General features: G+C 70.5%; 23 protein-coding genes, 2 tRNA genes and 1 pseudogene. 5 read left to right on the plus strand and 21 right to left on the minus strand.

Features of this window, described 5'->3' with window-relative positions; translation table 11 throughout:
- Positions 1–43: 43 nt before the first annotated feature.
- On the plus strand, positions 44–1,996 hold the full coding sequence (gene pknB / locus ACIRQF_RS15225; RefSeq protein WP_376627261.1) for a Stk1 family PASTA domain-containing Ser/Thr kinase: 1,953 nt from the start codon (positions 44–46) through the stop codon (positions 1,994–1,996).
- A 257-nt stretch (positions 1,997–2,253) separates the two neighbouring features.
- Here pknB and ACIRQF_RS15230 read toward each other — a convergent pair whose 3' ends face one another.
- The 6 genes from ACIRQF_RS15230 to ACIRQF_RS15255 form a co-directional block, all read right to left on the minus strand.
- Complete coding sequence (locus tag ACIRQF_RS15230) at positions 2,254–2,931, minus strand: class E sortase (protein ID WP_404092406.1); 678 nt, start codon at positions 2,929–2,931, stop codon at positions 2,254–2,256.
- Positions 2,932–2,973: 42 nt separating this feature from the next.
- Entirely contained in the window at positions 2,974–4,290 is a 1,317-nt protein-coding gene (locus ACIRQF_RS15235) for a class E sortase (protein WP_404092870.1), read from the minus strand.
- Positions 4,291–4,322: 32 nt separating this feature from the next.
- Positions 4,323–4,961, minus strand: coding sequence for an aminodeoxychorismate/anthranilate synthase component II (locus ACIRQF_RS15240; RefSeq protein WP_376627267.1), 639 nt, complete (start codon positions 4,959–4,961; stop codon positions 4,323–4,325).
- Positions 4,958–5,119, minus strand: coding sequence for a hypothetical protein (locus ACIRQF_RS15245; RefSeq protein ID WP_169092881.1), 162 nt, complete (start codon positions 5,117–5,119; stop codon positions 4,958–4,960). The genes ACIRQF_RS15240 and ACIRQF_RS15245 overlap by 4 nt, the downstream gene beginning before the upstream one ends.
- Positions 5,120–5,183: 64 nt before the next feature.
- On the minus strand, positions 5,184–5,867 hold the full coding sequence (locus ACIRQF_RS15250) for a class E sortase (protein WP_404092410.1): 684 nt from the start codon (positions 5,865–5,867) through the stop codon (positions 5,184–5,186).
- Positions 5,868–5,898: 31 nt separating this feature from the next.
- The gene (locus ACIRQF_RS15255) at positions 5,899–6,666 is read right to left on the minus strand and encodes a DUF881 domain-containing protein (RefSeq protein ID WP_404092412.1); all 768 of its coding nucleotides are present in this window, start codon (positions 6,664–6,666) and stop codon (positions 5,899–5,901) included.
- 154 nt (positions 6,667–6,820) lie between these two features.
- Here ACIRQF_RS15255 and crgA point away from each other — a divergent pair, with 154 nt between their 5' ends.
- Entirely contained in the window at positions 6,821–7,078 is a 258-nt protein-coding gene (gene crgA, locus ACIRQF_RS15260) for a cell division protein CrgA (RefSeq protein ID WP_365343910.1), read from the plus strand.
- Positions 7,079–7,345: 267 nt separating this feature from the next.
- Here the strand turns inward: crgA and ACIRQF_RS15265 are convergent, their stop codons facing one another.
- On the minus strand, positions 7,346–8,212 hold the full coding sequence (locus tag ACIRQF_RS15265; RefSeq protein ID WP_376627273.1) for a rhomboid family intramembrane serine protease: 867 nt from the start codon (positions 8,210–8,212) through the stop codon (positions 7,346–7,348).
- Positions 8,213–8,347: 135 nt separating this feature from the next.
- On the minus strand, positions 8,348–8,875 hold the full coding sequence (locus ACIRQF_RS15270) for a peptidylprolyl isomerase (RefSeq protein WP_404092415.1): 528 nt from the start codon (positions 8,873–8,875) through the stop codon (positions 8,348–8,350).
- Positions 8,876–9,051: 176 nt separating this feature from the next.
- Here ACIRQF_RS15270 and ACIRQF_RS15275 point away from each other — a divergent pair, with 176 nt between their 5' ends.
- Positions 9,052–9,744, plus strand: coding sequence for a DUF5324 family protein (locus ACIRQF_RS15275; protein ID WP_376627277.1), 693 nt, complete (start codon positions 9,052–9,054; stop codon positions 9,742–9,744).
- Between the two features lie 297 nt (positions 9,745–10,041).
- Here ACIRQF_RS15275 and ACIRQF_RS15280 read toward each other — a convergent pair.
- From ACIRQF_RS15280 to ACIRQF_RS15290, 3 genes and pseudogenes are all read right to left on the minus strand, one after another.
- A pseudogene (locus ACIRQF_RS15280) lies at positions 10,042–10,368 on the minus strand (DUF6344 domain-containing protein); the annotation flags it as partial.
- 157 nt (positions 10,369–10,525) lie between these two features.
- Positions 10,526–11,791 (minus strand): MFS transporter, encoded by a 1,266-nt coding sequence (locus tag ACIRQF_RS15285; protein WP_404092418.1) that lies wholly within the window; start codon positions 11,789–11,791, stop codon positions 10,526–10,528.
- 132 nt (positions 11,792–11,923) lie between these two features.
- Positions 11,924–11,996 (minus strand) — tRNA-Ala (locus ACIRQF_RS15290).
- Between the two features lie 132 nt (positions 11,997–12,128).
- Here ACIRQF_RS15290 and ACIRQF_RS15295 point away from each other — a divergent pair.
- Positions 12,129–12,674, plus strand: coding sequence for a helix-turn-helix domain-containing protein (locus tag ACIRQF_RS15295; protein ID WP_376627281.1), 546 nt, complete (start codon positions 12,129–12,131; stop codon positions 12,672–12,674).
- A gap of 48 nt (positions 12,675–12,722) precedes the next feature.
- Entirely contained in the window at positions 12,723–14,057 is a 1,335-nt protein-coding gene (locus ACIRQF_RS15300) for a serine/threonine-protein kinase (protein ID WP_404092421.1), read from the plus strand.
- On the opposite strand, the gene ACIRQF_RS15305 is transcribed toward ACIRQF_RS15300, so the two are convergent.
- From ACIRQF_RS15305 to dnaN, 10 genes are all read right to left on the minus strand, one after another.
- Positions 14,044–15,357, minus strand: a complete 1,314-nt coding sequence (locus ACIRQF_RS15305; protein ID WP_404092423.1) for a hypothetical protein — start codon at positions 15,355–15,357, stop codon at positions 14,044–14,046. The two genes, ACIRQF_RS15300 and ACIRQF_RS15305, sit on opposite strands and share 14 nt — an antisense overlap.
- A gap of 170 nt (positions 15,358–15,527) precedes the next feature.
- Positions 15,528–15,662: a DLW-39 family protein gene (locus ACIRQF_RS15310; RefSeq protein WP_003958712.1), complete on the minus strand. Its 135-nt coding sequence runs from the start codon at positions 15,660–15,662 to the stop codon at positions 15,528–15,530.
- Between the two features lie 145 nt (positions 15,663–15,807).
- Positions 15,808–15,881: transfer RNA gene (locus ACIRQF_RS15315), tRNA-Ile, on the minus strand.
- A gap of 121 nt (positions 15,882–16,002) precedes the next feature.
- Positions 16,003–16,605 (minus strand): DUF3566 domain-containing protein, encoded by a 603-nt coding sequence (locus ACIRQF_RS15320; RefSeq protein ID WP_376627287.1) that lies wholly within the window; start codon positions 16,603–16,605, stop codon positions 16,003–16,005.
- 96 nt (positions 16,606–16,701) lie between these two features.
- Positions 16,702–19,308, minus strand: coding sequence for a DNA gyrase subunit A (gene gyrA, locus ACIRQF_RS15325; protein WP_376627289.1), 2,607 nt, complete (start codon positions 19,306–19,308; stop codon positions 16,702–16,704).
- 41 nt (positions 19,309–19,349) lie between these two features.
- Complete coding sequence (gene gyrB / locus ACIRQF_RS15330) at positions 19,350–21,380, minus strand: DNA topoisomerase (ATP-hydrolyzing) subunit B (RefSeq protein WP_376627291.1); 2,031 nt, start codon at positions 21,378–21,380, stop codon at positions 19,350–19,352.
- 686 nt (positions 21,381–22,066) lie between these two features.
- Positions 22,067–22,630 (minus strand): DUF721 domain-containing protein, encoded by a 564-nt coding sequence (locus ACIRQF_RS15335; protein ID WP_404092427.1) that lies wholly within the window; start codon positions 22,628–22,630, stop codon positions 22,067–22,069.
- 14 nt (positions 22,631–22,644) lie between these two features.
- Positions 22,645–23,766 carry a DNA replication/repair protein RecF gene (gene recF / locus ACIRQF_RS15340; RefSeq protein WP_382477365.1) on the minus strand — a complete coding sequence of 374 codons (1,122 nt, stop codon included), beginning with the start codon at positions 23,764–23,766 and terminating at the stop codon, positions 22,645–22,647.
- A gap of 56 nt (positions 23,767–23,822) precedes the next feature.
- Entirely contained in the window at positions 23,823–24,701 is an 879-nt protein-coding gene (gene gnd / locus ACIRQF_RS15345; protein ID WP_376627297.1) for a phosphogluconate dehydrogenase (NAD(+)-dependent, decarboxylating), read from the minus strand.
- 111 nt (positions 24,702–24,812) lie between these two features.
- Positions 24,813–25,943: a DNA polymerase III subunit beta gene (gene dnaN, locus ACIRQF_RS15350; RefSeq protein ID WP_030205035.1), complete on the minus strand. Its 1,131-nt coding sequence runs from the start codon at positions 25,941–25,943 to the stop codon at positions 24,813–24,815.
- Positions 25,944–26,385 lie beyond the last annotated feature (442 nt).

Genomic DNA, 26,385 nt, shown 5'->3' on the forward strand with positions numbered 1-26,385 from the left:
CACACGGGTGCGGTCGGGACAGACGGAGAGGGCTGGAGAAGCTATGGAAGAGCCGCGTCGCCTCGGCGGCCGGTACGAGCTGGGCTCGGTGCTCGGCCGTGGTGGCATGGCCGAGGTCTACCTCGCCCACGACACCCGGCTCGGCCGCACCGTCGCCGTGAAGACGCTGCGGGCCGACCTCGCCCGCGACCCGTCCTTCCAGGCCCGGTTCCGCCGTGAGGCCCAGTCCGCCGCCTCGCTGAACCACCCGGCGATCGTCGCCGTCTACGACACCGGCGAGGACTACGTCGACGGGGTCTCCATCCCGTACATCGTGATGGAGTACGTCGACGGCTCGACCCTGCGTGAGCTGCTTCACTCCGGGCGCAAGCTGCTGCCCGAGCGCACGCTGGAGATGACCGTCGGCATCCTGCAGGCGCTGGAGTACTCGCACCGCGCCGGCATCGTGCACCGTGACATCAAGCCGGCGAACGTCATGCTGACCCGCACCGGCCAGGTCAAGGTCATGGACTTCGGCATCGCGCGCGCCATGGGCGACGCGGGCATGACCATGACGCAGACGGCCGCGGTGATCGGCACGGCCCAGTACCTCTCCCCGGAGCAGGCCAAGGGCGAGCAGGTCGACGCCCGCTCCGACCTGTACTCCACCGGCTGCCTGCTGTACGAGCTCCTGACGGTCCGGCCGCCCTTCATCGGCGACTCGCCGGTCGCCGTCGCGTACCAGCACGTCCGCGAGGAGCCGCAGGCGCCGAGCAACTTCGACCCCGAGATCACGCCCGAGATGGACGCCATCGTCCTGAAGGCACTGGTCAAGGACCCCGACTACCGCTACCAGTCCGCCGACGAGATGCGCGCGGACATCGAGGCCTGCCTCGACGGCCAGCCGGTCGCGGCGACCGCCGCGATGGGCGCGGTCGCCTACGGCGGCTACGGCGGCTACGCGCCGGAGGACCAGCCGACGGCGGCCCTGCGCCAGGCGGACCCGGCGGGTCAGACGACGATGCTGCCGCCCATGAACCCGGACGGCGGCGGCTACGGCTACGACGACCGCCCGGACCGCCGCCGCCAGAAGAAGTCGAACACCTCGACGATCCTTCTGGTCCTGGCCGGTGTCCTGGTGCTCGTCGGCGCGATCCTGATCGGACAGTCGATCTTCGACTCGAAGGAGAGCGCGGACCAGGTCCCGGTGCCGCAGTTCGTCGGGAAGTCGCTCAAGGAGGCCGAGGGCCTCGCGCAGAACTCGTCGGTCAAGGTGCAGCAGTCCGGCACCCAGCGCTGCGACCAGCCCAAGGGCCTGATCTGCAGCCAGACGCCGGTGGCGGACGGCACGGTGAAGATGAACGTCGGCGAGACGGTCTCCGTCGTGGTCTCCGAGGGCGCCCCGCAGGTCGAGGTCCCGGACGTCACCGAGAAGCAGCAGCAGAGCGCCGAGGACACGCTGCGCGGCAAGGGCTTCAAGGTCAACGTCAAGTACGAGGAGTCCGACCAGGAGGCCGGCCGGGTGCTCAGCCAGAGCCCCGACGGCGGCTCGCAGGCGGAGAAGAACTCCGAGGTCACGATCACCGTGGCCAAGAAGCAGAAGTCGCAGCTGCCCGACGTGACCGGCCGCACCTACGAGGTCGCCCTGCAGCAGCTCCAGACGCTCGGCTTCTCCAACGTCGCCCGCCAGGACCAGGACTCCGACCAGCCCGCGGGCACGGTCGTCGGCCAGACCCCGAACGGCAACTCGGACCAGCCGAAGGACGTCCAGATCACGCTGAAGGTCTCCAAGGGCCCGCAGCAGACGACGCAGCCGATCCCTCCGGTCACGGGCATGACCCTCGACCAGGCCCGGGCGACCCTTGCGGCCTTCGGCTACCAGATCGGCAACGTGGACGGCCCGAACGACGGCAACGCCCGCGTGAAGGAGCAGGACCCGCAGCCCGGCACCGCGGGCCAGCCGAACCAGACGGTCAACGTGAAGACCGAGAAGAACGGCGGCGGCTGGTTCGGCTGAACCGCTGCGCCCACCCGTGAGTGACGTAAGCCCCGGCATCCTGGATGCCGGGGCTTACTCGCGTCCTGCGGACGAATTCCTGACCGGGCGCGTCCTCGAAGGGACACGTTCCCGGAGCGGGACGTTCGCTGGAGCGAGACGTTCCCGGAGCGAGACGTTCCCGGAGCGAGACGTTCCCGGAGCGGGACGTTCCCGGAGAGAGGCGGCCCCGAGGGGAGACGGCCCCGGAGAGAGGGCGTCCTCAAAAGAAGGGGCGGCTAGCGCAGCTCCGCCGGCAGGGTGCGCTCGGCGTCGACCTTCTCCGTGCGGGCCAGTTCCCCCCACACGACGTAGCGGAAGTCCGAGGTGTACATCGGGGTGCAGGTCGTCAGGGTGATGTAGCGGCCCGGCTTGGTCCTGCCGGACTCCTTGGGGATCGGCTGGAGGACGTCCACGTTGTACTTCGTGGTCTCCGGAAGGATCTTGTAGACCTTGTAGACGTACCAGGTGTCCTTGGACTCGAAGACGATCGGGTCGCCGTTCTTCAGCTTGTGGATGTTGTGGAACTTCGCACCGTGGCCGTCGCGGTGCGCGGCGAGCGTGAAGTTGCCCTGCTTGTCCTGCGGGAGGGCGGACTTGAGGGGGGCGCTGTAGTAGCCGGCGACACCGTTGTTGAGGATCTCGGTGTCGGTGCCCCTCTTCACGAGCACCTCGCCGTCGCCCATCGCCGGCACGTGGAGGAAGCCGATGCCGTCCTTGGTGTCGAGCGCGCCGGGGCCGCTGGCCGCCCAGTGCTCGCGGACCTGGTCGCCGTCCTTGTCGGCGGCGCGGTCGGCGAGGACGTTGGTCCACCACAGCGAGTAGACGACGAAGAGGCCGAGGACGAGGCCCGCGGTGATGAGGAGTTCGCCGAAGACGCTGATGATCCCGGCGATCCGGTTGCGCGCACGTGCCACTAGGTCGTCCCGTCGAGGTGTGGATGGTCTCGGTAGTGGGGCTCAGCCTACGAGCGCGTCCGGCTTTCCCTTACTGCGCGGGCGTTCGTCGACGAGCTTTCCCCACACGATCATGCGGTACGTGCTCGTGAACTCCGGTGTGCAGGTGGTCAGCGTGATGTAACGGCCGGGCTTGGTGAAGCCCGAGCCCTTGGGCACGGGCTCGATGACCGAGACGTTGGACGGCGAGGTCTGCGGCAGGATGCTCGCCATCTCGTACGTGTAGTACGCGTCGCGGGTCTCGACGACGATGGGGTCGCCCGGCTCCAGGCGGTTGACGTAACGGAACGGCTCGCCATGGGTGTTGCGGTGCCCGGCGACCGCGAAGTTGCCCTGCTTGTCGGCGGGCATCGCGGTCTTGAGCCGGCCCTCGCCGTAGTGGCCGACCATGCCCTTGTCGAGGACCTTGGGCTTGCTGATGCCCTCGGCGATCGGGACGACGACGTCCAGCTTGGGGATGTACATGATGGCGAAGCCCTTGCCGGGCTCGAAGGCGCCGGGGGCGTCGTCCTGCCCCTGGGACCAGGCGTTCTCGATCTCCTTCTTGGCCTGGTCGGTCTCCTGGCCGGCGCGCACGTTCGTCCACCACAGCTGGTAGGTGACGAACAGCAGCATCACGACACCGAAGGTGATGAACAGTTCGCCGACGACGCGGCTGAGGACGACCCCGAGGCTGTCCTTGGCGGCGCGGGCGGCCCGACGGGCCTCGACGCGGGAGAGCGGGGCGGCGGGCTCCGCCGGCGCGGCCGGCTCGGGGGCACCGCGTCCCTTGCGCCTGGCGGCGCGGCGACGCTCGGCCCGCCCGGGACCGGGCAGCGGGGCGGCGGTGGCGGCCCCGGTCTCCTCGACGGTGCGCAGGGCCATCGTCCGGTCGTGGGGTTCGGGCTCCGGGTCCGGGTCCTGCGCGGGTCCAGGCTGCGGCGCCGGCTGCACTGGTTCCTCGTAGGCGCCGCTCGCGTAGGGGTCGGGGGTGGTCCCGTAGCCCTCGGCGCTCCCGTACGGCTCGGGCGTGCCGTACGCCTCGGTGGTGCCGGGGCTCGCGGGCGTCCCGTACGCCTCCGTCGTGCCGTGGTCGGCAGTCGTGCCGTACGCCCCCGCCGTACCCGGGCTCGCGGGCGTCCCGTACGCCTCCGTGCCGTACGTCTCGTACGCGGCTCCGTACGCCTCCTGGGGCGCCGGGGACGACTGGTGGGCCTGGTAGGCGCCCGGGCCCGCTATCGGCTCGTAGACGGCCGTCTCGGCCTCGTACGGGGGCGTAACGGGCCCCGGCGTGGGTATCGGCTGGGACGGGGATCCCGGCTCGGGCTCCTCGTCCGGCAGATTCGTCGCCCGGAACCACGGCGACCCGGCCGTCACGCGACGGCCTTGCCCACCACCGGCGCGAGTCCCGTCGACCGCGCGACCGCTCCCTTGTCGCCGCACTGCTCCAGCCAGTTGGCGAGCATCAGGTGGCCGTGCTCGGTGAGCACCGACTCGGGGTGGAACTGCACTCCCTCGACGGGCAGTTCGCGGTGCCGCAGCCCCATGATGATGCCGTCCTCGGTGCGCGCGGTGACCTCGAGCTCGGCCGGCAGGGCCGCGGGCTCGGCGGCCAGTGAGTGATAGCGGGTCGCGGTGAACGGCGAGGGCAGACCGGCGAAGACGCCCTTGCCCTCGTGGGTGACGGGCGAGGTCTTGCCGTGCAGCAGCTCGGGCGCGCGGTCCACGATCCCGCCGTAGGCGACGGCCATCGACTGCATGCCGAGGCAGACGCCGAAGACGGGCACCCCGGTGGCGGCGCAGTGGCGCACCATGTCGATGCAGACCCCGGCCTGTTCGGGCGCGCCCGGTCCGGGCGAGAGCAGGACGCCGTCGAAGCCGTCCTGGGCGTGGGAGAGCTCCACCTCGTCGTTGCGCCGCACTTCGCACTCGGCGCCGAGCTGGTACAGGTACTGAACGAGGTTGAAGACGAAGCTGTCGTAGTTGTCGACGACGAGAATTCGCGCGCTCACTGGCCGTCCACCGTCACATCGTTGAACGGAAGCAGCGGCTCCGCCCAGGGGAACACGTACTGGAAGAGGGCGTAGACGACCGCGAGGACCAGCACGACCGAGATCAGCGCCTTCACCCAGGCGTTGCCCGGCAGATGCCGCCAGATCCATCCGTACATGACGTCCGAGGCCCCTTCCGTTCGTTACGGGGACCAGAGTACGGGGCGCCGGGGCGGTCGGGGGTCAACCGTCCAAAGCCTGTGGACGACCGGCCGTCACGGGCTGGGTGGCGTCCAGATGGGCCCAGGCGATCAGCCGGTGGCTGCTGCCCCACTCGGGATCGCAGGTGGTGAGGGTGAGGTAGCGGCCGGGCCCGTCGAATCCGGACTTCCGGGGGACGGGGTCGATCACGGCGGTGTCCGTGGGCACGGTGCGGTACGGCGTGCGGTCGACGCGGTAGGTGAACCAGGTCGTCCCGTCGGTGAGGACGACGGCGTCGCCGCGGCGCAGCCGGGGGAAGTCCTTGAAGGGGTCGCCGTAGGTGCGGCGGTGTCCGGCGACGGCGAAGTTGCCGGTCTCGCCGAGGCGGGCGGTGCCCGCGTAGTGGCCGAGGCCCTTCTTGAGGGTGCGGACCCCGGTGCCCTCCAGGACGGGCCATTCCCAGTCCTCGCCGAGACGAGGCACGTACATCACGGCGAAGCCCTTGCCGGCGGTGTACGGGGCGGGGGCGGGCGGCGTACGGGGTGCGTCGGCGGGTTCGACCGGGCGCGCCACCCACTCCTGCTGGAGGCTGTCGAGCTGGCCGGCGGTGGCGCTGTCGGCCTGGACGCCGGTCCAGTACAGGACGTACGCGACGAAGAGGACGATCACGGCGCCGACGGTGATGCACAGCTCGCTGAGGGTCCGTACGACCAGTCGCACCGTCACCGCACCCGGCTCCCCCCGGTCAGCGCATGCGTCAGCTCACAGGCTTCGCGTAGTGGAGGTCCACTGTGCCCGAGTAGCCGGGCAGAGTCACCGCCTTGTGCTCGTCGACTTTCCAGCCGAGGCCGTAGGCCTTCACGTACAGCTGGTAGTTCTGGATCGCGGGGGAGTCGGCGAGGGCCTTGTTCAACCGGTCGCGGTCACCGACAGCGGTGATCTTGTAGGGCGGCGAGTAGACGCGGCCCTGGAGGATCAGGGTGTTGCCGACGCAGCGCACGGCGCTGGTGGAGATCAGCCGCTGGTCCATGACCCTGATGCCCTGGGCGCCGCCCTTCCACAGGGCGTTGACGACGGCCTGGAGGTCCTGCTGGTGGATGACCAGGTCGTTGGCCTGCGGCTCGGGGTATCCGGGGGCGGCCTGGGCGTTCGGCGGGGCGTCGTTGAGGGTGACGGTGAGGCCGGGACCCGAGGTCCTGGTGGTGCCGGCGGCGTTCTCCAGGGCCCGCAGGCGCTCGTCCTGGGCCCGGGTGGAGCCGTCGTCCCGGGCGGCGAGGGCGTCGACCTGGCGGCGCAGGGCGGCGGCGGACTCGTCGAGGCCGGCGTTCTTGTGGCTGCGTTCCTCGATCAGGTCGGAGAGCCTGAGGAGGGAGGCGTCGGTGCGGAGGTTGGTGCCCTTGGCGGTGTTGAAGCTGGTGACGAAGATCAGTCCGGCGAGGGCGAAGACGGCAGCGGTCAGCACCCGGACCGGGCGCCATCTGGTGCTTCGGCCCGGCCCTGCGGGAGTGTCGGCGGAATTGCTCAACGTACCCTGATCCCCTTCGGTGCCGCGGAACCACTACGCTAACGGACGCCCGGAGGACGCAGCGGTCCGCTTCGTCACATCCCGCTCCGTCCCGCCCCGGCGCCAGTCCCAGTTCCCTGCGCGGTCACGCAGCGCATCGACAGGAGAGTCCCTCGTGCCGAAGTCACGGATCCGCAAGAAGGCCGACTACACGCCGCCGCCCGCCACGAAGCAGGCCGCTGCCATCAAGCTGACCAACCGCAGCTGGGTGGCCCCGGTGATGCTGGCGATGTTCGCCATCGGGCTGGTGTGGATCGTGGTCTTCTACGTCACCGACGGCACGCTGCCGGTCAAGTCCCTGAGCAACTGGAACATCGTGGTCGGCTTCGGCTTCATCGCCGCCGGCTTCGGTGTCTCCACGCAGTGGAAGTGACGCGTCAAGCTCTGCCCTGAGTTATCCACAGTGTTGTGCACAGCACTGGATAACTTACGACCATCTGTGGATAACTCCCACGAGGTTGACGCCGGTACGACCGGGAGAACGCCTCTACCGGAACGCTCCGCCCCCCACTACTGACAGAAAATGCCTGTTCAGGGGTGGGGGGCGCAGTCATGTCCCGGCCAGTGCGGCAACTCCGCCACGCACTGTGGATAACTCTGGGGAAAGCTTTCTCGGAAGCTCGTCCACAGCGCTGTGCGCTCAGGTGAGCGCCACGGTCCGGCCGAGCACGACCCCCAGATCGAGCAGCAGCACCAGGCCGCAGACCGCGTACTGCACCAGGTCCCGGCGCGCCCGCGGCGCGTGCAGGAGCCCGTACGTCACCAGCGCGCCCGCGACCAGGCCGCCGATGTGCGCCTCCCACGAGACCCCCGGCCGGGCGAACGTGAAGACCAGGGAGATCGCCACGAAGAGCAGCACCGGACGCATGTCGTAGCGCCGACGCCGGGCCAGCACCACCCAGGAGCCGATCAGTCCGTAGACGATCCCCGAGGCGCCGAGCGAGGCCTGGTTCGGGGCGTCCAGGAGATAGACGAGCGCGGAGCCGGAGAGCCCGGAGAGCAGACACAGGACGGCGTAGCGGATCCGGCCGAGCTCCGGCTCGACGATCCCGCCGATCACCCACAGCCCGATCATGTTGAAGACGAAGTGCGGCGCCTCCTGGTGGAGGAATGCGGAGGTGAGGAGCCGGTACCACTCGCCGTCCGCGACGCCGACGACCTCGCCGAGCACCGGGTTGTACGCGTACCCGATCATCACGAGCTGGTCGACGAAGCGGTCGCCGGCCACCTGGGCGGCGATGAACAGCCCGAGGTTGACCGCGATGAGGATCTTGGTGACGAAGCGCCCGTCCGTCGCCACCCGGCCGCCCGCGAGCGTCCTCGGTCGGTTGGCGTCCGGCGCGTGGCCGGTCCCGGAGCCGTTCCGCACGCAGTCGGGGCACTGGAAGCCGACGGACGCGGAGACCATGCACTCCGGGCAGATCGGCTTCTCGCAGCGGGTGCAGCGGATGCCGGTCTCGACGTCCGGGTGGCGGTAGCAGCGCGGCAGACCGGACTGCGGGTCCATGGGGGTCCTCCCGTGAGGCGGCTCGGCGGACGGGGGCTGGTCAGCACATCGCCCCGCCCTCCTGACGGACGGGCGGGGCGCGAAGGTTCCCGAGGGGCGGGGCGCGAAGGTTCCCGAGGGGCGGGTGAGCTCCGGTCAGCGGCTCTCGATCACGACGGTCTCGACGACGACGTCCTCGACCGGGCGCTCGGTCCGCGGGTTGGTCGCCGTGACGGCGATCGCGTCCACGACCTTCTTGCTCGACGCCCCGACGACCTCGCCGAAGATCGTGTGCTTGCGGTTCAGCCAGGTCGCCGGACCGACGGTGATGAAGAACTGCGAGCCGTTGGTGCCCGGGCCGGCGTTGGCCATCGCGAGCAGGTACGGCTTGTCGAAGAAGAGTTCCGGGTGGAACTCGTCGGCGAACTCGTAGCCCGGGCCGCCCGTACCGTTCCCCAGCGGGTCGCCGCCCTGGATCATGAAGCCCTCGATCACGCGGTGGAAGACCGTGCCGTCGTAGAGCGGGGAGGTGGAGACCACGCCGGTCTCCGGATGCGTCCACTCGCGCTCGCCGCGGGCGAGCTCGACGAAGTTCCGGACCGTCTTGGGGGCGTGGAACGGCAGCAGCCGAATCTCGATGTCGCCCTGGCTGGTCTTCAGAGTCGCGTACAGCTGATCGGCCACGATCCGCCTTCCTCCACACCTCGGCACCCGGGCGTTCGTGCCCACGTGTGCTTCCCGCCCGCATCCTCGCATGCCCCGGATGCCCGCCCCGCATGCCGGAGCTCGGTCCGGCAGGCATGATTCCGAAAAGGATGGAAAGGTGAAAAACCGACACCGCCACCGAGGAGGAGGATCCCGTGACCCGCATGGACAGCGTGCGCGCCGCAACAGATTCGGCGAAGGAGAGTGTCCTGCACGCCGCGGAAGTGGTGGCGCCGTACGCAGAGACGGCCAGGGACCAGGCCGTGCAGTACGCGCACGGGGCGCGCGTCAGGATCGCCCCGAAAGTCTCGAAGGCCGCCTATGCGGCCCGTGTTCAGGCCCGTCACCAGTACGACTGCCATGTCGCACCGCACGTGCCGCCGCGGGTCGACGAGGCCGCGCAACGCGCTGCAGCCGTGACCCGCAAGGCCGCCCGTCAGGCGACCGACTACACCGTTCCGCGTGTCGAGCACGCGGTCGCCGCGACCGGTCCCGTCCTGGAGGAGGCCGGGTCGCGTTCGACTGCCGCCTGGGCCGCGCTGCGCGGTCAGGTGACGCCGAAGGACATCCAAAAGATCATCAGGAAGCAGGAGCGCCGGCACCGGGCCGGACGCGTCGCCAAGGTCCTCGCGGTCCTCGGTCTGGTCACGTGCGGCGCCTTCGCCGCGTGGAAGTGGTGGGACAAGCAGGCCAACCCCGACTGGCTGGTCGAGCCGCCCGCTCCCACCGAGCTGGACGAGGAGACCCGGCTGTCGTCCGTCGACGACGGCGGTTCTTCACTCGATCCCGAGGTGGCGGCCAAGGAGGCCGACGCGGATGCTTCGGACCGCGGCGAGGAACGCCGCTGATCATCCGCCGGTCGCAGTACGGGCACGAAAAGCGATACGGATACGGGTACGGGCAAGGGGCACGGCGGAGATTCCCGCCGTGCCCTACGCCGCGTACGCGGCCTGGGCGGCCTGGGCGGCCTGCGACGCCGGTGCCGTCTGGGCGGTCTGCGCCGCCTGCGCGGCCGACCCCGTCCGCGCCGTCTGCACGGCGGTCCCCGCGGTCACGCCGGCGGTCTTCGTCGTCCCCGCGGTCTCCCCGGCGGTCCTCGTCGCCGCCGTGGCCCCGCTCAGGCCCGCCAGGTCCTCCCAGCCGAAGGGGTCCAGATCGCCGGCGTCGGCGCGCAGGTGCCGGACCGAGGGGGACGAGCCGTGCGCCTCGGCGCGGATCCGCTGCTTGATGGTGGGCGGCAGGGCGCGGCCCTGCGCGGTGTGCCAGTCCCGGGCTGTCCGCTGTGCGGGTACCGGGACGGCGGGACGGACCGCGGCGGCCGCGGCGCCTCCGGCGAGCGCCGGCTCCTCGCCCTGCTGGAGGGCGGGCTGCCGGGCGGCGGTGGAGGGGCTCGCCAGGCCGAGGGAGGCGAGCAGGGCGAAGAGGACGGAGACGAAGGCGGTCCAGAACTGCTTGACCTTGGCGGTGGCCATGACCTCTCACTTTCGTGGTGACGGGCTGGGCGTTCTCGGATGGTTCATTTCGGATTGCGCGCTTTTAGTACGTTCCTCATGATGAGGAAGCGCACGCCGAAACCACGGAGCGACGCCGTCGCCGTGCAGTTCTTCCGATGAACACCACCCGTCCGGCTCAGTACGCCTTGACGGGCTCCCCCGCCACCGGGGCCGCCGCCCGGCTCCGGGCGCGCTCCGCCCAGCGCACGGCCGGCCCCGTGGCCAGGCCCGCGACCAGGAAGATCCCGCCCAGGACCAGCCAGCCCGCCACGCCCCAGCCGATCAGCAGCGTGGTGACGAGCAGCGGCCCGAGCGTCCTGGCGACCGGCACGCCCGTGCCGTAGAACCCCTGGTACTGGCCGATCCGGTCGGCCGGGGCCAGCGCGAGGCCGATCTGCCACGAGCCCGCGGAGTGCCGCATCTCGGCGACCACCTGGAGGACGGCGCCCAGGACGAGGACCGCGACCGTCGGCCAGGGCCCGAGGCAGGCCGCCGTCAGCGCGAAGACCGCGCACGAGGCGAGCATCAGCAGGCCGGAGCGGCCCACCGCCCGGGTGGCCTCGGGCAGCCCGGTCACCGAGCGCGCGGCCCGCACCTGAAAGAGCATCACCGCGCCGGTGTTGAGGACGAACAGCGCCGAGACCGTCCAGCCGGGGGCCGCGGTGCGCCCCACGATCCACAGCGGCAGGGCCAGGCTGAGCAGCGGCAGCCGGAGCAGCAGCAGGGCGTTCAGCAGGGTGAGCACGGCGTACGGGCGGTCCCGCAGCACCACGAGACGCGGCCCGCCGCCGGGCACGGCCGGGGTCCCGGGCACTGCCGGGAGCCCGCGCAGCAGCAGTGCGCAGACCAGGAAGCCCAGCGCGTCGAGGGCGAACACGGCGAAGTAGGCGGTACGGGTGCCGGAGCTCAGGGCGAGGCCGCCCAGAGCGGCGCCGACGGCGAGGCCCGCGTTGAGCGTGGCCTGGAGCCGGGCCAGCATCCCGACCCGGGCGCCCGGATCGACGAGGCCGGCGAGAAGGGCCTGACGGGCCGCGGCCAGGCCGCTCTGGGCGGTCGCGTACACGGCGGCGGCGAGCAGGAAGGGCACGAAGGAGCGGATGAGGAGGAAGGAGGCCACGGCCACGGAGGTCGCCAGGGCGAGCAGCACGGCGCTGCGGCGCGGTCCGCGCCGGTCGGCGAGGTGCCCCAGCGGCACCCCGGCGAGGGAGCCGATCCCCCAGGCGACGGCGAGGCCGGCGCCGATCTGCGCGGCGGAGAGTCCGACGATGCGGGAGAAGTAGAGGGCCGAGGTCACGTAGAAGGCTCCGTCGCCGACGGAGTTGCCGAGCTGGGCCGCGAGCAGCACCCGGTGAGTCCTCGCACTCGTGTGCGCCATGCGCGCCGCCCGCTTCGTCTTCGTCATGGACACGACCGTACGAGTCTTTGGCCCACCGCACCCGGTCCATTCCGTGGTCGAGGCCCTGGGCCACTTCGTTCGAGCACGAAAAAGCTCCCTGCCTGCGTTTCCGCAGATCAGGGAGCTTTTCTTCCGGAGTGGAGCCTAGGGGAGTCGAACCCCTGACATCTGCCATGCAAAGACAGCGCTCTACCAACTGAGCTAAGGCCCCGGAACGACAACAGAGTACCGGGTCACCCCCCGTATCCCGCAAAAGGATTGGGACTCCCCGTGGGCGACCACGCTCCGTAAGATGCTGATCGGGGTTCGCAGTGGCGAACCCAAGGGATGGGGAGAAGTAGTAATGGATACAGCGCAGCAGGAAGCCACGGCCAGAGCCAGGGAGCTTCAGCGCAGTTGGTACGGGGAGCCGTTGGGGGCGCTCTTCCGTCGGCTGATCGACGATCTCGGGCTGAACCAGGCCAGGCTGGCAGCCGTGCTCGGGCTTTCCGCGCCCATGCTCTCCCAGCTGATGAGCGGCCAGCGGGCCAAGATCGGCAATCCCGCCGTCGTCCAGCGTGTCCAGGCCCTTCAGGAGCTCGCCGGCCAGGTCGCCGACGGCAGCGTCAGCGCCGCCGAGGCCACCGACCGGATGGACGAGATCAGGAAGTCCCAGGGCGGCTCCGTCCTGACCGCGACCAGCCAGACCCCGACCAGCGGCGCGCCCACCGTGCGCCGCGTGGTCCGGGAGATCCAGTCCCTGCTGCGCTCCGTGGCGGCGGCCGGCGACATCATCGACGCCGCCGACTCCCTCGCGCCCGCGCACCCGGAACTGGCAGAGTTCCTCCGGGTGTACGGCGCGGGGCGCACCGCGGACGCCGTCGCCCACTACGAGGCGCATCAGAACTGACGCCGGGACGGCGGCATCCGAGACGGCACGGGGAGCGGGCGCAGCACGATGGGTGAGGTCTTCGCTGGTCGGTACGAGCTGATCGATCCGATCGGGCGCGGTGGGGTGGGCGCGGTCTGGCGCGCCTGGGACCACCGGCGCCGCCGCTATGTGGCGGCCAAGGTGCTCCAGCAGAGCGACGCCCACACCCTGCTGCGCTTCGTCCGCGAGCAGGCGCTCAGGATCGACCACCCGCACGTCCTCGCCCCGGCCAGCTGGGCCGCGGACGACGACAAGGTCCTCTTCACCATGGACCTCGTGGCGGGTGGCTCCCTGGCCCACGTCATAGGGGACTACGGCGCGCTGCCGCCCCGCTTCGTGTGCGCCCTGCTCGACCAGCTGCTGTCCGGCCTTGCCGCGGTGCACGCGGAGGGGGTCGTGCACCGCGACATCAAGCCGGCGAACATCCTGATGGAGGTCACCGGCACCGGACGGCCGCACCTGCGGCTCTCCGACTTCGGCATCTCGATGCGCAAGGGCGAGCCCCGGCTCACTGAGACCAACTACGTGGTGGGAACGCCCGGTTATTTCGCTCCCGAGCAACTCATGGGTGCCGAGCCGGACTTCACCGCGGACCTGTTCGCGGTCGGTCTGGTCGCGCTCTATCTGCTCCAGGGCCGCAGGCCGGACTCCCACGCCCTGGTGGAGTACTTCCGGACGCACGGCACCCCGGGCGCCCCGCAGGGCATCGCCGAGCCGCTGTGGCAGGTCCTCGCCGGCCTGCTGCAGCCCGACCCGCAGGCCCGCTTCAAGACCGCCACGGGCGCCCGCAAGGCACTGAACGCGGCGGCCGAACTGCTGCCGGAGACCGGGCCCGGCGAGGAGCCGGTCGAGATCTTCGACCAGATCGGCCCGCTGCCCGCCGGCTTCGGCCCGGACGGCCCCGAGGGACCCGCCGGCGCCGAGGTCGCGCACGCCCCCGCGGCTCCGGCCCCCGTTCCCGTACCGCAGCAGGATCAGCAGGCACCGCCACAGCACGCCCAGCGGCAGCCGGGCGCGTCCGAGACGGGCAGCTTCCACCTGCCGCCCCCGCCCCGGGCCGCCGTGCCGGCGCCCGCGCAGGCCCCGGTGCAGACGCCCACGCAGCCGGTGGCCGTCCCGCCGTCCCCGGCCTACGCCCCGGCTCCTGCTCCCGTACAGGCTCCGCCGCATTCCCCCGCCTCCTTCGCCCGGGCCGCCACGGCCGCGGTGTCGTACGAGCAGGCCTCCACTCGTTCATACACCGCTCAGGCCGGATCGGTTCCCGCGCGCCGGCCGGGGCCGCCCGCGAAGGTGGCGATCCCGGTGCTGGTCACCGCGTTGGTGTGCTTCGCCGTGGGGATCTGGGCGCTCATCCAGGCATAGGCCCCGCGCCCGCCGCCCGGCGGGCCAGCAGCCACCAGGCGCCCAGGCCGAGCACGAGCACGGTCCCGACGCCGATCCCGGCCACGCCGACGACCCTCAGGGTGCCGCTCTCGGCCGCCTGCGGACCGCTCTGACCGCTGGCCGCCGCGTCCCGGTCCTCGTCGGTCACCGTGAAGGGCCCGGCGGCCCCGTCGTACGCCGGACCGGACGTGGGCCGACCGGTGATGTTCACCCGCAGGGTCAGCGGCAGCGGCTTGTCCCCGTAGGTCTTGGCGATCTCGGGGCTGAGCGTGGCGGACAGGTAGTACCAGCCCGCGAACCGCAGCCCGCTGGTGCCCTCGTCCGACGAGAAGCGGTTCTCGTAGGCGACCGGCCGCTGCGGGTCCAGCGCCATCGTCACCTGGTCGCCGTCGTACGTGAGGGAGTCCTGCTCGACGTGCCCGCCGGCCGGGTTCGCCAGGGACAGCACGAGTGCGTGGGGCACATAGGTGTCGGCGGCAGGGCTGCTGCCCAGCTCCGCGCTCGTGAAGAGCTGCTGTCCCCAGTCGACCGGCACCCGGTAGAAGAGCGTCTGCCCCGGCCTGATGTCGGTGCGCCACTCGCCCTGCCGCAGCGAGGTCGCGTCGGCCAGGCCGGCGCCGCCGGTGCGCCGCTGCGGGCCGCCCGCGGGCGGCTGGGGCGTTCCCGAGGCCCAGTTCTCCGGCAGCGCGGTCGGGCCGGTCTTGGTGACTCCCGGCTCGGTCAGGAAGCGGATCTCCAGCTGCCAGTCGGCGGGGTCGGACTCCGCCTGGGAGTCCCGCTCGACGAGCACGTAGTACGCCCCGGCCTGTCGGCAGGACGTCGACTCCGGGGCGATGGTGCGGTGGGCGTAGGCGGTGATCGGCCGGGGGAACTCGGAGGGGCCGAAATTCGTGTCCTGGTAGCCGCACTGGGTGCTGGAGCCGTCCTGCAGGCTCACCTTGATGCGGTCGCCGTAGGCGGCCTTCCCGCCCGCCTTGGGGACGGCCACGACCGAGACGTAGGCGTTCTGCTGCGCGTCGAGGTCGACGCGGTAGTAGAGCTTGCCGTCCTTCTTGATCGTGTCCCGGTAGGTCCGGCCCGCCTCCAACTGCTCGGCGTCCAGATTGGACACCGCGCCCTTCACCTGCCGGGCACCGTCGGCGAAGACGTACCCGGTGCCGTCGCCCGCGGCCCACGCCGCACCGGGCAGCAAAGCGGTCCCGCACACCACCGCGGCCAGCACCGCCGCCGCACGCCCTCCCGCCGTACGGCCGGTAGCCCGTTGCCTCTTCACGCTCATCCCCTCGTCGTGTCCGTGCGGGCCCATCCTGCCCGCCCGTCCGACCAGGACCCCCCGAATTTGCGAGAGCAAGCCATTCATTCGCGAGCGTGAACTATCTGGGGTGGAAACAGAGCGAGGCCCCGACCGCTCACAGCGGTCGGGGCCTCGCTCACAGACGGTTCTTCGTCTCACACACCCGAACCTGCGGGCACGGAGTCGGTCGCCTCCGTCCACAGATCCTGCTCGGCGCGATCCGCCTGGATCTGGCGGTACACGAGGAGCCCGCCGATGGCGGCCAGTGCGACCAGGAGAAGCTTCTTCACCGCGCGACCTCGTCTTTCGTTGACGTAGGAGACTTCTGACGCCCACTCTACACACCGGCCGATACCGATCGGTGACCTAGGCCGCCCCCGTGTCCACCAAAGCAATCGGCCCGGACGGGTGAACCGTCCGGGCCGATCTTCTGTGTGGGGCTAACAGGATTTGAACCTGTGGCCTCATCCTTATCAGGGATGCGCTCTAACCAACTGAGCTATAGCCCCGCCGCGCTTTGCGGTGTGTGTCCCGCGCGCTGACTCCTGAAGATTAGCGCACGTGGGGGCCAGTCCCAAAATCCGTTCCCGGGACCGGCCCCACGGGCGTCATCCGGGGGTCATCCGCAGGTCACTCGTCCTCGGCGAGCGTGAGCTCGACACCGCCCACGAAACCGGCGGACAGGTTGTAGATGAACGCGCCCAGCGTCGCCAGGGCGGTCATCAGGACGACGTCGATCACCGCGATCACCGACGTGAACATCAGGACGCGCGGCAGCGACAGGAACGACTGCAGGTCGAAGCCGTTCGACTCGTTGGAGCCGGTCGCCTCGCTGATCGTGCCGCCGACGGTCGAGAAGACGCCCATGGCGTCCATGACCATCCACAGCACCGCCGCGGCCACCACCGTGCAGACGCCGAGCGCGATGGAGAGCAGGAAGCTCACCTTCATCACCGACCACGGATCGGCCTTGGCGACCCGCAGCCGCGCCTTGCGCGTCCGCGGCGTCGTACGCGCCCCTGTGCGGGCCTTGCGCGTCGCGGCGGCGGTCTGACCGCCGGACGTGTGGCCGCCGCCCGCCGGCACGCCCTGGGCGGGCGTGCCCCCCTGTGCCGGGGCGCCGTAGGCCTGCGGCGGGTGGTACGGGCCTTGCGGCTGCGTCCCCCCGCGCTCGCCGGGCAGCGGCCCGTTGTACGTGTCGTACGAGGGCTGCTGCCCCCGAGTGTCCGTCACCGTAACCCCCTGGGAGTCCGTGGCGGAGCCACGGGCACCGCTCGATCCTGCGGACCGGCCGTCGGCCGAACCGGCGCCCGTGGCTCCACTCACGCTCTACTCCTCGTGCTCCCCGGTCGCGGGCTCCGTGCCCTCGACCGCCTCGGCCGTCTCCACGCCTTCGGCAGCTTCCACTGCCTCGTCACCGTCTTCGTCCTCGCCGCCGGCCTCGGCGTTGCGAGCGATGCCGACGACGGCGTCGCGCTTGCCCAGGTTGATCAGCTGGACGCCCATGGTGTCACGGCCGGTCTCCCTGACTTCGTTGACTCGCGTACGGATCACACCACCGGACAGCGTGATGGCGAGGATCTCGTCGGTCTCCTCGACCACCAGCGCGCCCACGAGCGATCCGCGGTCCTCCACGATCTTGGCGGCCTTGATACCGAGGCCGCCGCGGCCCTGGACGCGGTACTCGTCGACCGCGGTGCGCTTGGCGTAGCCACCGTCGGTCGCGGTGAAGACGAAAGTACCCGGCCGGACGACATTCATCGAGAGCAGCTCGTCGTCCTCGCGGAAACTCATGCCCTTCACGCCGGAGGTGGCGCGGCCCATCGGGCGCAGCGCGTCGTCCGTGGCGGTGAAGCGGATCGACTGCGCCTTCTTGGAGATGAGCAGCAGATCGTCCTCGGAGGACACCAGCTCGGCGCCGATCAGCTCGTCGGCGAGGCCTTCGGCGCCGCCGTCCCGCTCACGCAGGTTGATCGCGATGACACCGCCCGAACGCGGGGAGTCGTAGTCCTTCAGGGCCGTCTTCTTCACCAGACCGCCCTTGGTGGCGAGCACCAGGTACGGGGCGGCCTCGTAGTCGCGGATCGCCAGGATCTGGGCGATCTGCTCGTCCGGCTGGAAGGCCAGCAGGTTGGCCACGTGCTGGCCTCGGGCGTCCCGGCCGGCGTCCGGCAGCTCGTACGCCTTGGCCCGGTAGACCCGGCCCTTGTTGGTGAAGAACAGCAGCCAGTGGTGCGTGGTGGAGACGAAGAAGTGGTCGACGATGTCGTCCTGCTTCAGCTTCGTGCCGCGCACGCCCTTGCCGCCGCGCTTCTGCGAGCGGTAGTCCTCGGTCTTCGTCCGCTTCACGTAGCCGCCACGCGAGATGGTGACGACGATGTCCTCCTCGGCGATCAGGTCCTCGATGGACATGTCGCCGTCGAAGGGGACGAGCTGGCTGCGGCGGTCGTCCCCGTACTTGGCGACCAGCGCCGCGAGCTCCTCGCTGACGATCGCCCGCTGCTTCTCGGGCGAGGCCAGGATCGCGTTGTACTCGTTGATCTTCGCCTGCAGTTCGTCGTGCTCGGCGACGATCTTCTGGCGCTCCAGGGCGGCGAGCCGGCGCAGCTGCATCTCGAGGATGGCGTTGGCCTGGATCTCGTCGATCTGCAGCAGGCCCATCAGGCCCTCGCGCGCGACCTCGACCGTGTCGCTGCGCCGGATGAGGGCGATGACCTCGTCGATCGCGTCGAGGGCCTTGAGCAGACCGCGCAGGATGTGGGCGCGCTCCTCGGCCTTGCGCAGCCGGAACTTCGTCCGGCGCACGATGACCTCGATCTGGTGCGTCACCCAGTGGCGGATGAACGCGTCCAGGGAGAGGGTGCGCGGCACGCCGTCGACGAGCGCCAGCATGTTGGCGCCGAAGTTCGTCTGCAGGTCGGTGTGCTTGTAGAGGTTGTTGAGGACGACCTTGGCGACGGCGTCCCTCTTGAGCACGATGACCAGGCGCTGACCGGTGCGCGAGGAGGTCTCGTCACGGACGTCGGCGATGCCGCCGATCTTGCCGTCCTTCACCAGGTCGGCGATCTTCTGCGCGAGGTTGTCCGGGTTGACCTGGTAGGGCAGCTCGGTGACCACCAGGCACTGGCGGTTCTGGATCTCCTCGACCTCGACGACCGCGCGCATCGTGATGGAGCCGCGACCGGTGCGGTACGCCTCCTCGATGCCCTTGCGGCCGACGACCAGCGCGCCGGTGGGGAAGTCGGGGCCCTTGATGCGCTCGATGAGCGCGTCGAGCAGCTCCTCGTGGCTGGCCTCGGGGTGCTCCAGGTACCACTGGGCGCCGGCGGCGACCTCGCGCAGGTTGTGCGGCGGGATGTTGGTCGCCATGCCGACCGCGATGCCGGCGGAGCCGTTGATCAGCAGGTTCGGGAAGCGGGCCGGCAGGACGGTCGGCTCCTGGGAACGCCCGTCGTAGTTGTCCGTGAAGTCGACGGTCTCCTCGTCGATGTCGCGGACCATCTCCATCGACAGCGGCGCCATCTTGCACTCGGTGTAGCGCATGGCGGCGGCCGGGTCGTTGCCCGGGGAGCCGAAGTTGCCGTTGGAGTCGACGAGCGGCATCCGCATGGCCCAGGGCTGGGCGAGACGGACGAGGGCGTCGTAGATCGAGGAGTCGCCGTGCGGGTGGTAGTTACCCATCACGTCGCCGACGACGCGGGCGCACTTGTAGAAGCCCTTCTCGGGCCGGTAGCCGCCGTCGTACATCGCGTACAGGACACGGCGGTGCACCGGCTTGAGGCCGTCGCGGACGTCGGGCAGCGCGCGGGACACGATGACGGACATCGCGTAGTCGAGGTACGAGCGCTGCATCTCGGTCTCGAGCCCGACGGGCTCGACCCGCAGCTCGGGACCCGCTTCTTCGTCGGTGGTCACAGGAGTGTTTTCGTCGGCCATTGCTGGTCGTCAGTCCTTTCGTACGGTCAGCTGAGACCGACTCAGATGTCGAGGAAACGAACGTCCTTGGCGTTGCGCTGGATGAACGAGCGCCGTGCCTCGACGTCCTCGCCCATCAGCACCGAGAAGAGGTCGTCGGCCTGCGCGGCGTCGTCCAGGGTGACCTGGCCGAGTACGCGGTGCTCGACGTCCATGGTGGTGATGCGCAGCTCCTCGGCGTTCATCTCGCCGAGACCCTTGAAGCGCTGGATCGAGTCTTCCTTGATCCGCTTGCCGTTCTGCTTGCCCAGCTCGACGAGCGCGTCGCGCTCGCGGTCCGAGTACGCGTACTCGAAGTCGTCCCGGCCCCACTTGATCTTGTAGAGCGGCGGGCGCGACAGGTACACGTGACCGGCCTCGACCAGCGGGCGCATGAAGCGGAAGAGGAAGGTCAGCAGCAGGGTGTTGATGTGCTGGCCGTCGACGTCGGCGTCCGCCATCAGGATGATCTTGTGATAGCGGAGCTTCTCGATGTCGAAGTCCTCGTGGACCCCGGTGCCGAAGGCGGAGATCAGCGCCTGGACCTCGGTGTTCTGCAGGATCTTGTCGATCCGGGCCTTCTCGACGTTCAGGATCTTGCCGCGGATGGGCAGGATGGCCTGGTACATCGGGTTGCGGCCGGACTTGGCCGAGCCACCGGCGGAGTCACCCTCGACGATGAAGATCTCGCACTTGGTGGGGTCGTTCGACTGGCAGTCGGAGAGCTTGCCCGGCAGGGACGCCGACTCCAGGAGACCCTTGCGGCGGGTCAGGTCGCGGGCCTTGCGGGCGGCCACGCGCGCGGTGGCGGCGGTGATGCCCTTGCGGATGATGTCCGCGGCCTCGTTCGGGTTGCGGTCGAACCAGTCCGTCAGGTGCTCGTGCACGACCTTCTGGACGAAGGTCTTCGCCTCGGTGTTGCCCAGCTTGGTCTTGGTCTGGCCCTCGAACTGCGGCTCGCCCAGCTTGACCGAGATGATCGCGGTCAGACCCTCGCGGATGTCGTCACCGGTGAGGTTGTCGTCCTTCTCGCGGAGCAGCTTCTTGTCGCGCGCGTACTTGTTGACGAGCGTCGTCAGCGCCGCGCGGAAGCCCTCCTCGTGGGTACCGCCCTCGTGGGTGTGGATCGTGTTCGCGAACGAGTACACGCCCTCGCTGTACGAGGAGTTCCACTGCATCGCGATCTCGACCGAGAGCGCGCGCTCCTTGTCCTCGGCCTCGACGTCGATGACGGTCGGGTGGATCAGCTCGCCCTTGCGCGAGTTGAGGTACTTCACGAAGTCGACGATGCCGCCCTCGTAGTGGTACTTCACCGTGCGGGCGGCGGGCTCCGGGGTCGCCTCGGCGTCCGGGTCGTCGGCGCCGACCGTGGCCTTGGCGGAGTCGCGCTCGTCGGTGAGCGTGATCGTCAGGCCCTTGTTGAGGAAGGCCATCTCCTGGAAGCGGCGCGAGAGGGTCTCGAAGGAGTACTCGACCGTCTCGAAGATGTCGGGGTCGGACCAGAACGTCACCGAGGTGCCGTGCTCCTCGGTCGCCTCGTGCTGCGCGAGGGGCGCGGTCGGGGCGCCCATCTTGTAGTCCTGCGTCCAGCGGTAGCCGTCGGTCTTGACCTCGACGGCGACCTTCGTGGACAGGGCGTTCACGACGGAGACGCCGACGCCGTGCAGACCACCGGAGACCGCGTAGCCGCCGCCGCCGAACTTGCCGCCCGCGTGCAGCACGGTCAGCACGACCTCGAGGGCCGGCTTGCCCTCGGACTCGACGATGCCCACCGGGATGCCACGGCCGTTGTCGACGACGCGCACGCCGCCGTCGGCCAGGATCGTGACGTCGATGGTGTCCGCGTGGCCGGCCAGGGCCTCGTCGACGGAGTTGTCGACGACCTCTTGCACCATGTGGTGCAGACCGCGCTCGCCGGTCGAGCCGATGTACATGCCGGGGCGCTTGCGCACCGCATCCAAACCCTCGAGGACCTGGATGTTGCTGGCGGTGTACTGGTTGTTCTCGTTGGGGTTGCCGGAATCGGCCACGAAGCGCCCTTTCTGGCACAGCACAGGCCGTTCTCCGGGCATACGGGAGCGGCTGCGTCGTTCGACTTGTTCCGCAGGGTGGCGGGATTGTCTTCCAGTCTACCGGTACCACTGACACTCATGGGGGTTTGCCGGTACCTGAATGCTCATGTGCCGCCCTCAACGGCATCGAGACGACTCCCCATATCCGGGATGGGGCCCCAGACGCCCCTGACGGCCACCTAGCGCTTCGGGCGGTGACGGCGAGTGGGCGGGGTGGACGAGGGGGCCCCGGCATGACTTCCGCGCGGCGTCGCGGGCCGTCGTTCCGCCGGGGCCGGGGGGTCGGGACGGGGTCCCGGAGAGGGCGGCGACAAGGTCCCGCGCGCACCGCGCGCTCCCGTTCCGCCCGCCTCTTCACAGGCAGGGGCGCGCCGAGACCGGGGCGGAAGGGGCAGGGTGGCGTCAACGGGGCCGCTGTGACGGGCGGCGCAGCCAAGGGCCGACGCGAGGGCCGCGGCAAGGGAAGAGGCCGCAACAAGCCGGAGCCGCCGAGGACCGGCGTCGGCACAGGCGGGCGGGGGCGGCGCCTGTGCCGGCGGCCCTGGCATGGGCGACACCGGCGAAGGCGGCTGCGGCCGCGGTGCGAGCGGCACCATTACGAGCGACACCGGCGAAAGCGGCTGCGGCCGCGGTGCGAGCGGCACCGTTACGGGCAGGCTCCGCCCTCTCTACCCGTACGTGTCGCCCGGACCCGTGGATCCCGGCGCCCGCAGCGGTCCGTAGCCGCGGCGGGGCCCACCGGGCCCGAGAACCTTGATCATCCGTACGGTCCCGTGGCCCAGGTCCTCGTTCAGCCGCGCGACCAGCCGCGGCGCCAGCAGCCGCAGCTGGGTCGCCCAGGCCGTCGAGTCGCACTGCACCGTGAGCACCCGCTCCTCCGGGTCGTCGTCGTACTTCAGCGGGACGCAGTGCTTCGCCAGGTCCTCGCCCACGATCTGCGGCCACCGCCCCATGACCCCGCCGACCGCCGCGGGCGTCTCCCAGCCCCGCTCGGTGATGAGTCGGTTGATGGCGGCGCCGAGGTCCATCGGGTCGCGCCCGTCGGCGCGTGCGCCGGAGCGCAGGCCACCGCCGCGCCGGGCCTGCTTCTTCTGCGCCGCGGCCGCGCCCCGCGCCCTGGCCTGCTCCTTGGCCGCGCGCAGCGCTACCCGGGCGAGATCCACCCCCGAGGGCTCGGGGTTGGCGGCGCCCGCCGGCTTGTCCACAGGCTGTGGGGAAGTTTCGCCGTTCATCGCCGTGCCGCCTCTCAGACCCGTTCCACCGCGCCGCCGGCCACTGCGTACCGCGTGCCCGCGAGGACACCCGGGACGTCGTCGTCGACCGCCGCCGTCACCAGCACCTGCTCGCCGGGTGCCACCAGCTCCGCGAGCCGTTCGCGCCGGCGCGCGTCGAGCTCGGCGAAGACGTCGTCGAGGACCAGCACCGGCTCGTTGCCCTCGGCCCGCAGCAGGTCGTACGAGGCCAGCCGCAGCGCCAGCGCGTACGACCAGGACTCCCCGTGGCTCGCGTACCCCTTGGCCGGCAGGTCGCCCAGCTTGAGCAGCAGGTCGTCGCGGTGCGGTCCGACGAGCGTGACGCCCCGCTCGATCTCTTGCTTGCGTACGTCGGCGAGCGCGGCGATCAGCTGTCCGTACAGCTCCTCGCGGGTGTGCCCGGAGCCGGGCGCGGACGGCTTGTACTCCAGGTGGACCGGGCCGCCGCCGGGGGCCAGCTGTTCGTACGCCTTGTCGGCCAGCGGGCGGAGCATGTCGATGAGGTCGAGCCGCTGGGCGAGCAGCTCGGCGCCCGCCCGGGCCAGGTGCTGGTCCCAGACGTCCAGGGTGGACATGTCCATGGAGCGGCCGCCGTGCCGCCGGGCCATGGCGGCGGACTTCAGGAGGGTGTTGCGCTGCTTGAGCACCCGTTCGTAGTCGGAGCGCACGCCCGCCATGCGCGGCGCGCGCGCCGTGATCAGCTCGTCGAGGAAGCGCCGGCGCTCGCCGGGGTCGCCCTTGATCAGCGTCAGGTCCTCCGGAGCGAACAGCACCGTCCGGATGATGCCAAGCACGTCACGTGGCCTGACCTGCGAGGACCTGTTGATACGCGCGCGGTTGGCCCGGCCCGGGTTGAGTTCGAGCTCGACCAGCTGGGAGCGCTCGCCCTGGGTGACGGCGGCGCGGATGATCGCCCGCTCCGCACCCATGCGCACCAACGGGGCGTCGGAGGCGACGCGATGGCTGCCGAGGGTGGCGAGATAGCCGATGGCCTCGACCAGATTGGTCTTGCCCTGGCCGTTCGCCCCCACGAAGGCGGTGACGCCCGGGTCGAGCGGGACGTCGACCCGGGCGTACGAGCGGAAGTCGGCCAGCGACAGATGCGTGACGTGCATGGTGTGCGCCGACCTTCCCCCGGCTGCTGTGCACCGCGGGGTGCACAGCCTGTGGATTACTTCTTCGCCTCGACCGCGTGGCCGCCGAACTGGTTGCGCAGCGCGGCGATCATCTTCATCTGCGGCGAGTCGTCCTGACGCGACGCGAACCGCGCGAACAGCGACGCGGTGATCGCCGGCAGCGGTACGGCGTTGTCGATGGCGGCCTCGACGGTCCACCGGCCCTCGCCGGAGTCCGACGCGTAGCCGCGCAGCTTGTCCAGGTGCTCGTCCTCGTCGAGGGCGTTGACCGCGAGGTCGAGCAGCCACGAACGGATGACGGTGCCCTCCTGCCAGGAGCGGAAGACCTCGCGGACGTCGGTGACGGAGTCGACCTTCTCCAGGAGCTCCCAGCCCTCGGCGTAGGCCTGCATCATCGCGTACTCGATGCCGTTGTGGACCATCTTCGCGAAGTGGCCGGCGCCGACCTTGCCCGCGTGGACCGAGCCGAACTCGCCCTCGGGCTTCAGCGCGTCGAAGACCGGCTGGACGCGGGCCACGTGCTCGGCGTCGCCGCCGTACATGAGCGCGTAGCCGTTCTCCAGGCCCCAGACGCCGCCCGAGACGCCGCAGTCGACGAAGCCGATGCCCTTGGCGGCGAGCTCCTCGGCGTGCTTCTCGTCGTCGGTCCAGCGGGAGTTGCCGCCGTCCACGACGATGTCGCCGGGGGAGAGCAGGCCGGCCAGCTCGTCGATGGTCGACTGGGTCGCCGCACCGGCGGGGACCATGACCCACACGACGCGCGGACCCTTGAGCTTGCCCACAAGCTCTTCGAGGCTGTGGACATCGGCGAGGTCAGGGTTGCGGTCGTATCCGACGACGGTGTGGCCGGCGCGGCGAATGCGCTCGCGCATGTTGCCGCCCATCTTGCCGAGACCGACGAGACCGAGCTCCATCAGAGATTCCTTTAGCGTCGTGTGCGGTGTGTACCCGGGTCCGAGCCTACGCCCGGACCCCCGTGCACACCTGTGGGGTCAGCCGCTCAGTCGACGCCCGGTGTCCCGATGTCAGCCGCTCAGACGGACCGGCATGATCAGGTACTTGTAGGCCTCGTCCGCCTCCGCGTCGACCGCCGGCTTGCCGCTCAGGAGCGCGGGCTTCGTCGAGGTCGTGAAGGAGAGCTGGGCGACCGGGGAGTCGATCGCGCTCAGGCCGTCCAGGAGGAAGGTCGGGTTGAAGGCGATCGAGATGTCGTCGCCCTCCAGCTGCGCGTCCACACGCTCCACAGCCTGTGCGTCGTCGCTGGAGCCGGCCTCCAGGATGAGCACGCCCTGCTCGAAGCTGAGCCGGACCGGGGTGTTGCGCTCGGCCACGAGGGCCACGCGCTTGACGGCCTCGACGAAGGGGGCGGTCTCGATCACCGCGACCGAGTTGAACTCGGTGGGGAAGAGGGTCCGGTACTTCGGCAGATCGCCTTCGAGCAGACGGGTGGTGGTCCGGCGGCCCGCACCCTCGAAACCGATCAGGCCCTCGCCCTTGCCGGAGCCCGAGAGCGCCAGGGTGACCGTGTCGCCGCTGGTGAGGGCCTTGGCCGTGTCCAGCAGGGTCTTCGCCGGCACCAGGGCCACGGCGGAGGCGTCCGGGGACTCCGGCTTCCACAGGAACTCGCGGACGGCGAAGCGGTAGCGGTCGGTGGAGGCGAGGGTGACCGTGTCGCCCTCGATCTCGATGCGCACACCGGTGAGCACGGGCAGCGTGTCGTCACGGCCGGCGGCGATGGCCACCTGGGCGGCCGCCGAGGCGAAGACCTCACCGGGGACGGTGCCGGTCGCGGTGGGCATCTCCGGGAGTGCCGGGTACTCCTCCACAGGCAGGGTGTGGAGGGTGAAGCGGGAGGAGCCGCAGACGACGGTCGCCCGTACACCGTCTGTGGAGATCTCCACGGGACGGTTGGGGAGGGCGCGGCAGATGTCGGCGAGCAGACGGCCGGAGACCAGAACGGTGCCGTCCTCCTCGACCTCCGCCTCGACGGAGACGCGGGCCGAGACCTCGTAGTCGAAGCTGGAGAAGCTCAGCGCGCCGTCCTCGGCCTTCAGCAGAAGGCCCGCGAGAACGGGCGCCGGCGGACGGGCCGGAAGGCTGCGGGCCACCCAGGCCACCGCCTCCGCGAGTACATCGCGCTCCACCCGGATCTTCACCGGAACCGCCTCCTGCTTGTTGCTGGCTCTTCGTCGACTGCGGGATCCAGTCTGACGTACGCCACCGACACTCGGTGCGGCTCGGGGTCAAGTCGCGACAAGAGGTCGCCGAGGCTCCGGGCTCGAGTTGTGCACAGGCCCCACTTCGAAGCGGATTCCGGGCTAACTATGAGTGGGAGTAGTAGTAGGGCCTGTGGAAACCGTGGATAACGTCGTTTGCGCAGGTCAGGTCCAGTTTTTTGTCCACTGACCCTGTGGGTGACACCCGTGGACAACCGGGGTGTTCTGTGGACACCCGAAAGTTCTGCACACCCGATGCACAGGCCATGGGGAGTTCTCCCCAGCGCTGTCCCCAGCTTTCCCCAGGTTCCCCACAGCCCAAACGTCTCCCTTGGTGTGACGGCTTTCACTCGGCCCAGTGAGCCCGCGCGTTTCGTTGCCG

The organism is Streptomyces sp. NPDC101191 (genome assembly GCF_044767915.1).
Taxonomy (GTDB): Bacteria; Actinomycetota; Actinomycetes; order Streptomycetales; family Streptomycetaceae; genus Streptomyces.

Excerpts from the sequence above, each read along its gene's own strand:
- ACIRQF_RS15295 (WP_376627281.1), top strand. The coding sequence starts at position 12,129 with ATGGATACAGCGCAGCAGGAAGCCACGGCCAGAGCCAGGGAGCTTCAG.
- ACIRQF_RS15305 (WP_404092423.1), bottom strand. The coding sequence starts at position 15,357 with ATGAGCGTGAAGAGGCAACGGGCTACCGGCCGTACGGCGGGAGGGCGT.
- gnd (WP_376627297.1), bottom strand. The coding sequence starts at position 24,701 with ATGGAGCTCGGTCTCGTCGGTCTCGGCAAGATGGGCGGCAACATGCGC.
- ACIRQF_RS15335 (WP_404092427.1), bottom strand. The coding sequence starts at position 22,630 with ATGAACGGCGAAACTTCCCCACAGCCTGTGGACAAGCCGGCGGGCGCC.
- ACIRQF_RS15300 (WP_404092421.1), top strand. The coding sequence starts at position 12,723 with ATGGGTGAGGTCTTCGCTGGTCGGTACGAGCTGATCGATCCGATCGGG.
- pknB (WP_376627261.1), top strand. The coding sequence starts at position 44 with ATGGAAGAGCCGCGTCGCCTCGGCGGCCGGTACGAGCTGGGCTCGGTG.
- recF (WP_382477365.1), bottom strand. The coding sequence starts at position 23,766 with ATGCACGTCACGCATCTGTCGCTGGCCGACTTCCGCTCGTACGCCCGG.
- ACIRQF_RS15285 (WP_404092418.1), bottom strand. The coding sequence starts at position 11,791 with ATGACGAAGACGAAGCGGGCGGCGCGCATGGCGCACACGAGTGCGAGG.
- ACIRQF_RS15265 (WP_376627273.1), bottom strand. The coding sequence starts at position 8,212 with ATGGACCCGCAGTCCGGTCTGCCGCGCTGCTACCGCCACCCGGACGTC.
- ACIRQF_RS15245 (WP_169092881.1), bottom strand. The coding sequence starts at position 5,119 with ATGTACGGATGGATCTGGCGGCATCTGCCGGGCAACGCCTGGGTGAAG.
- gyrA (WP_376627289.1), bottom strand. The coding sequence starts at position 19,308 with ATGGCCGACGAAAACACTCCTGTGACCACCGACGAAGAAGCGGGTCCC.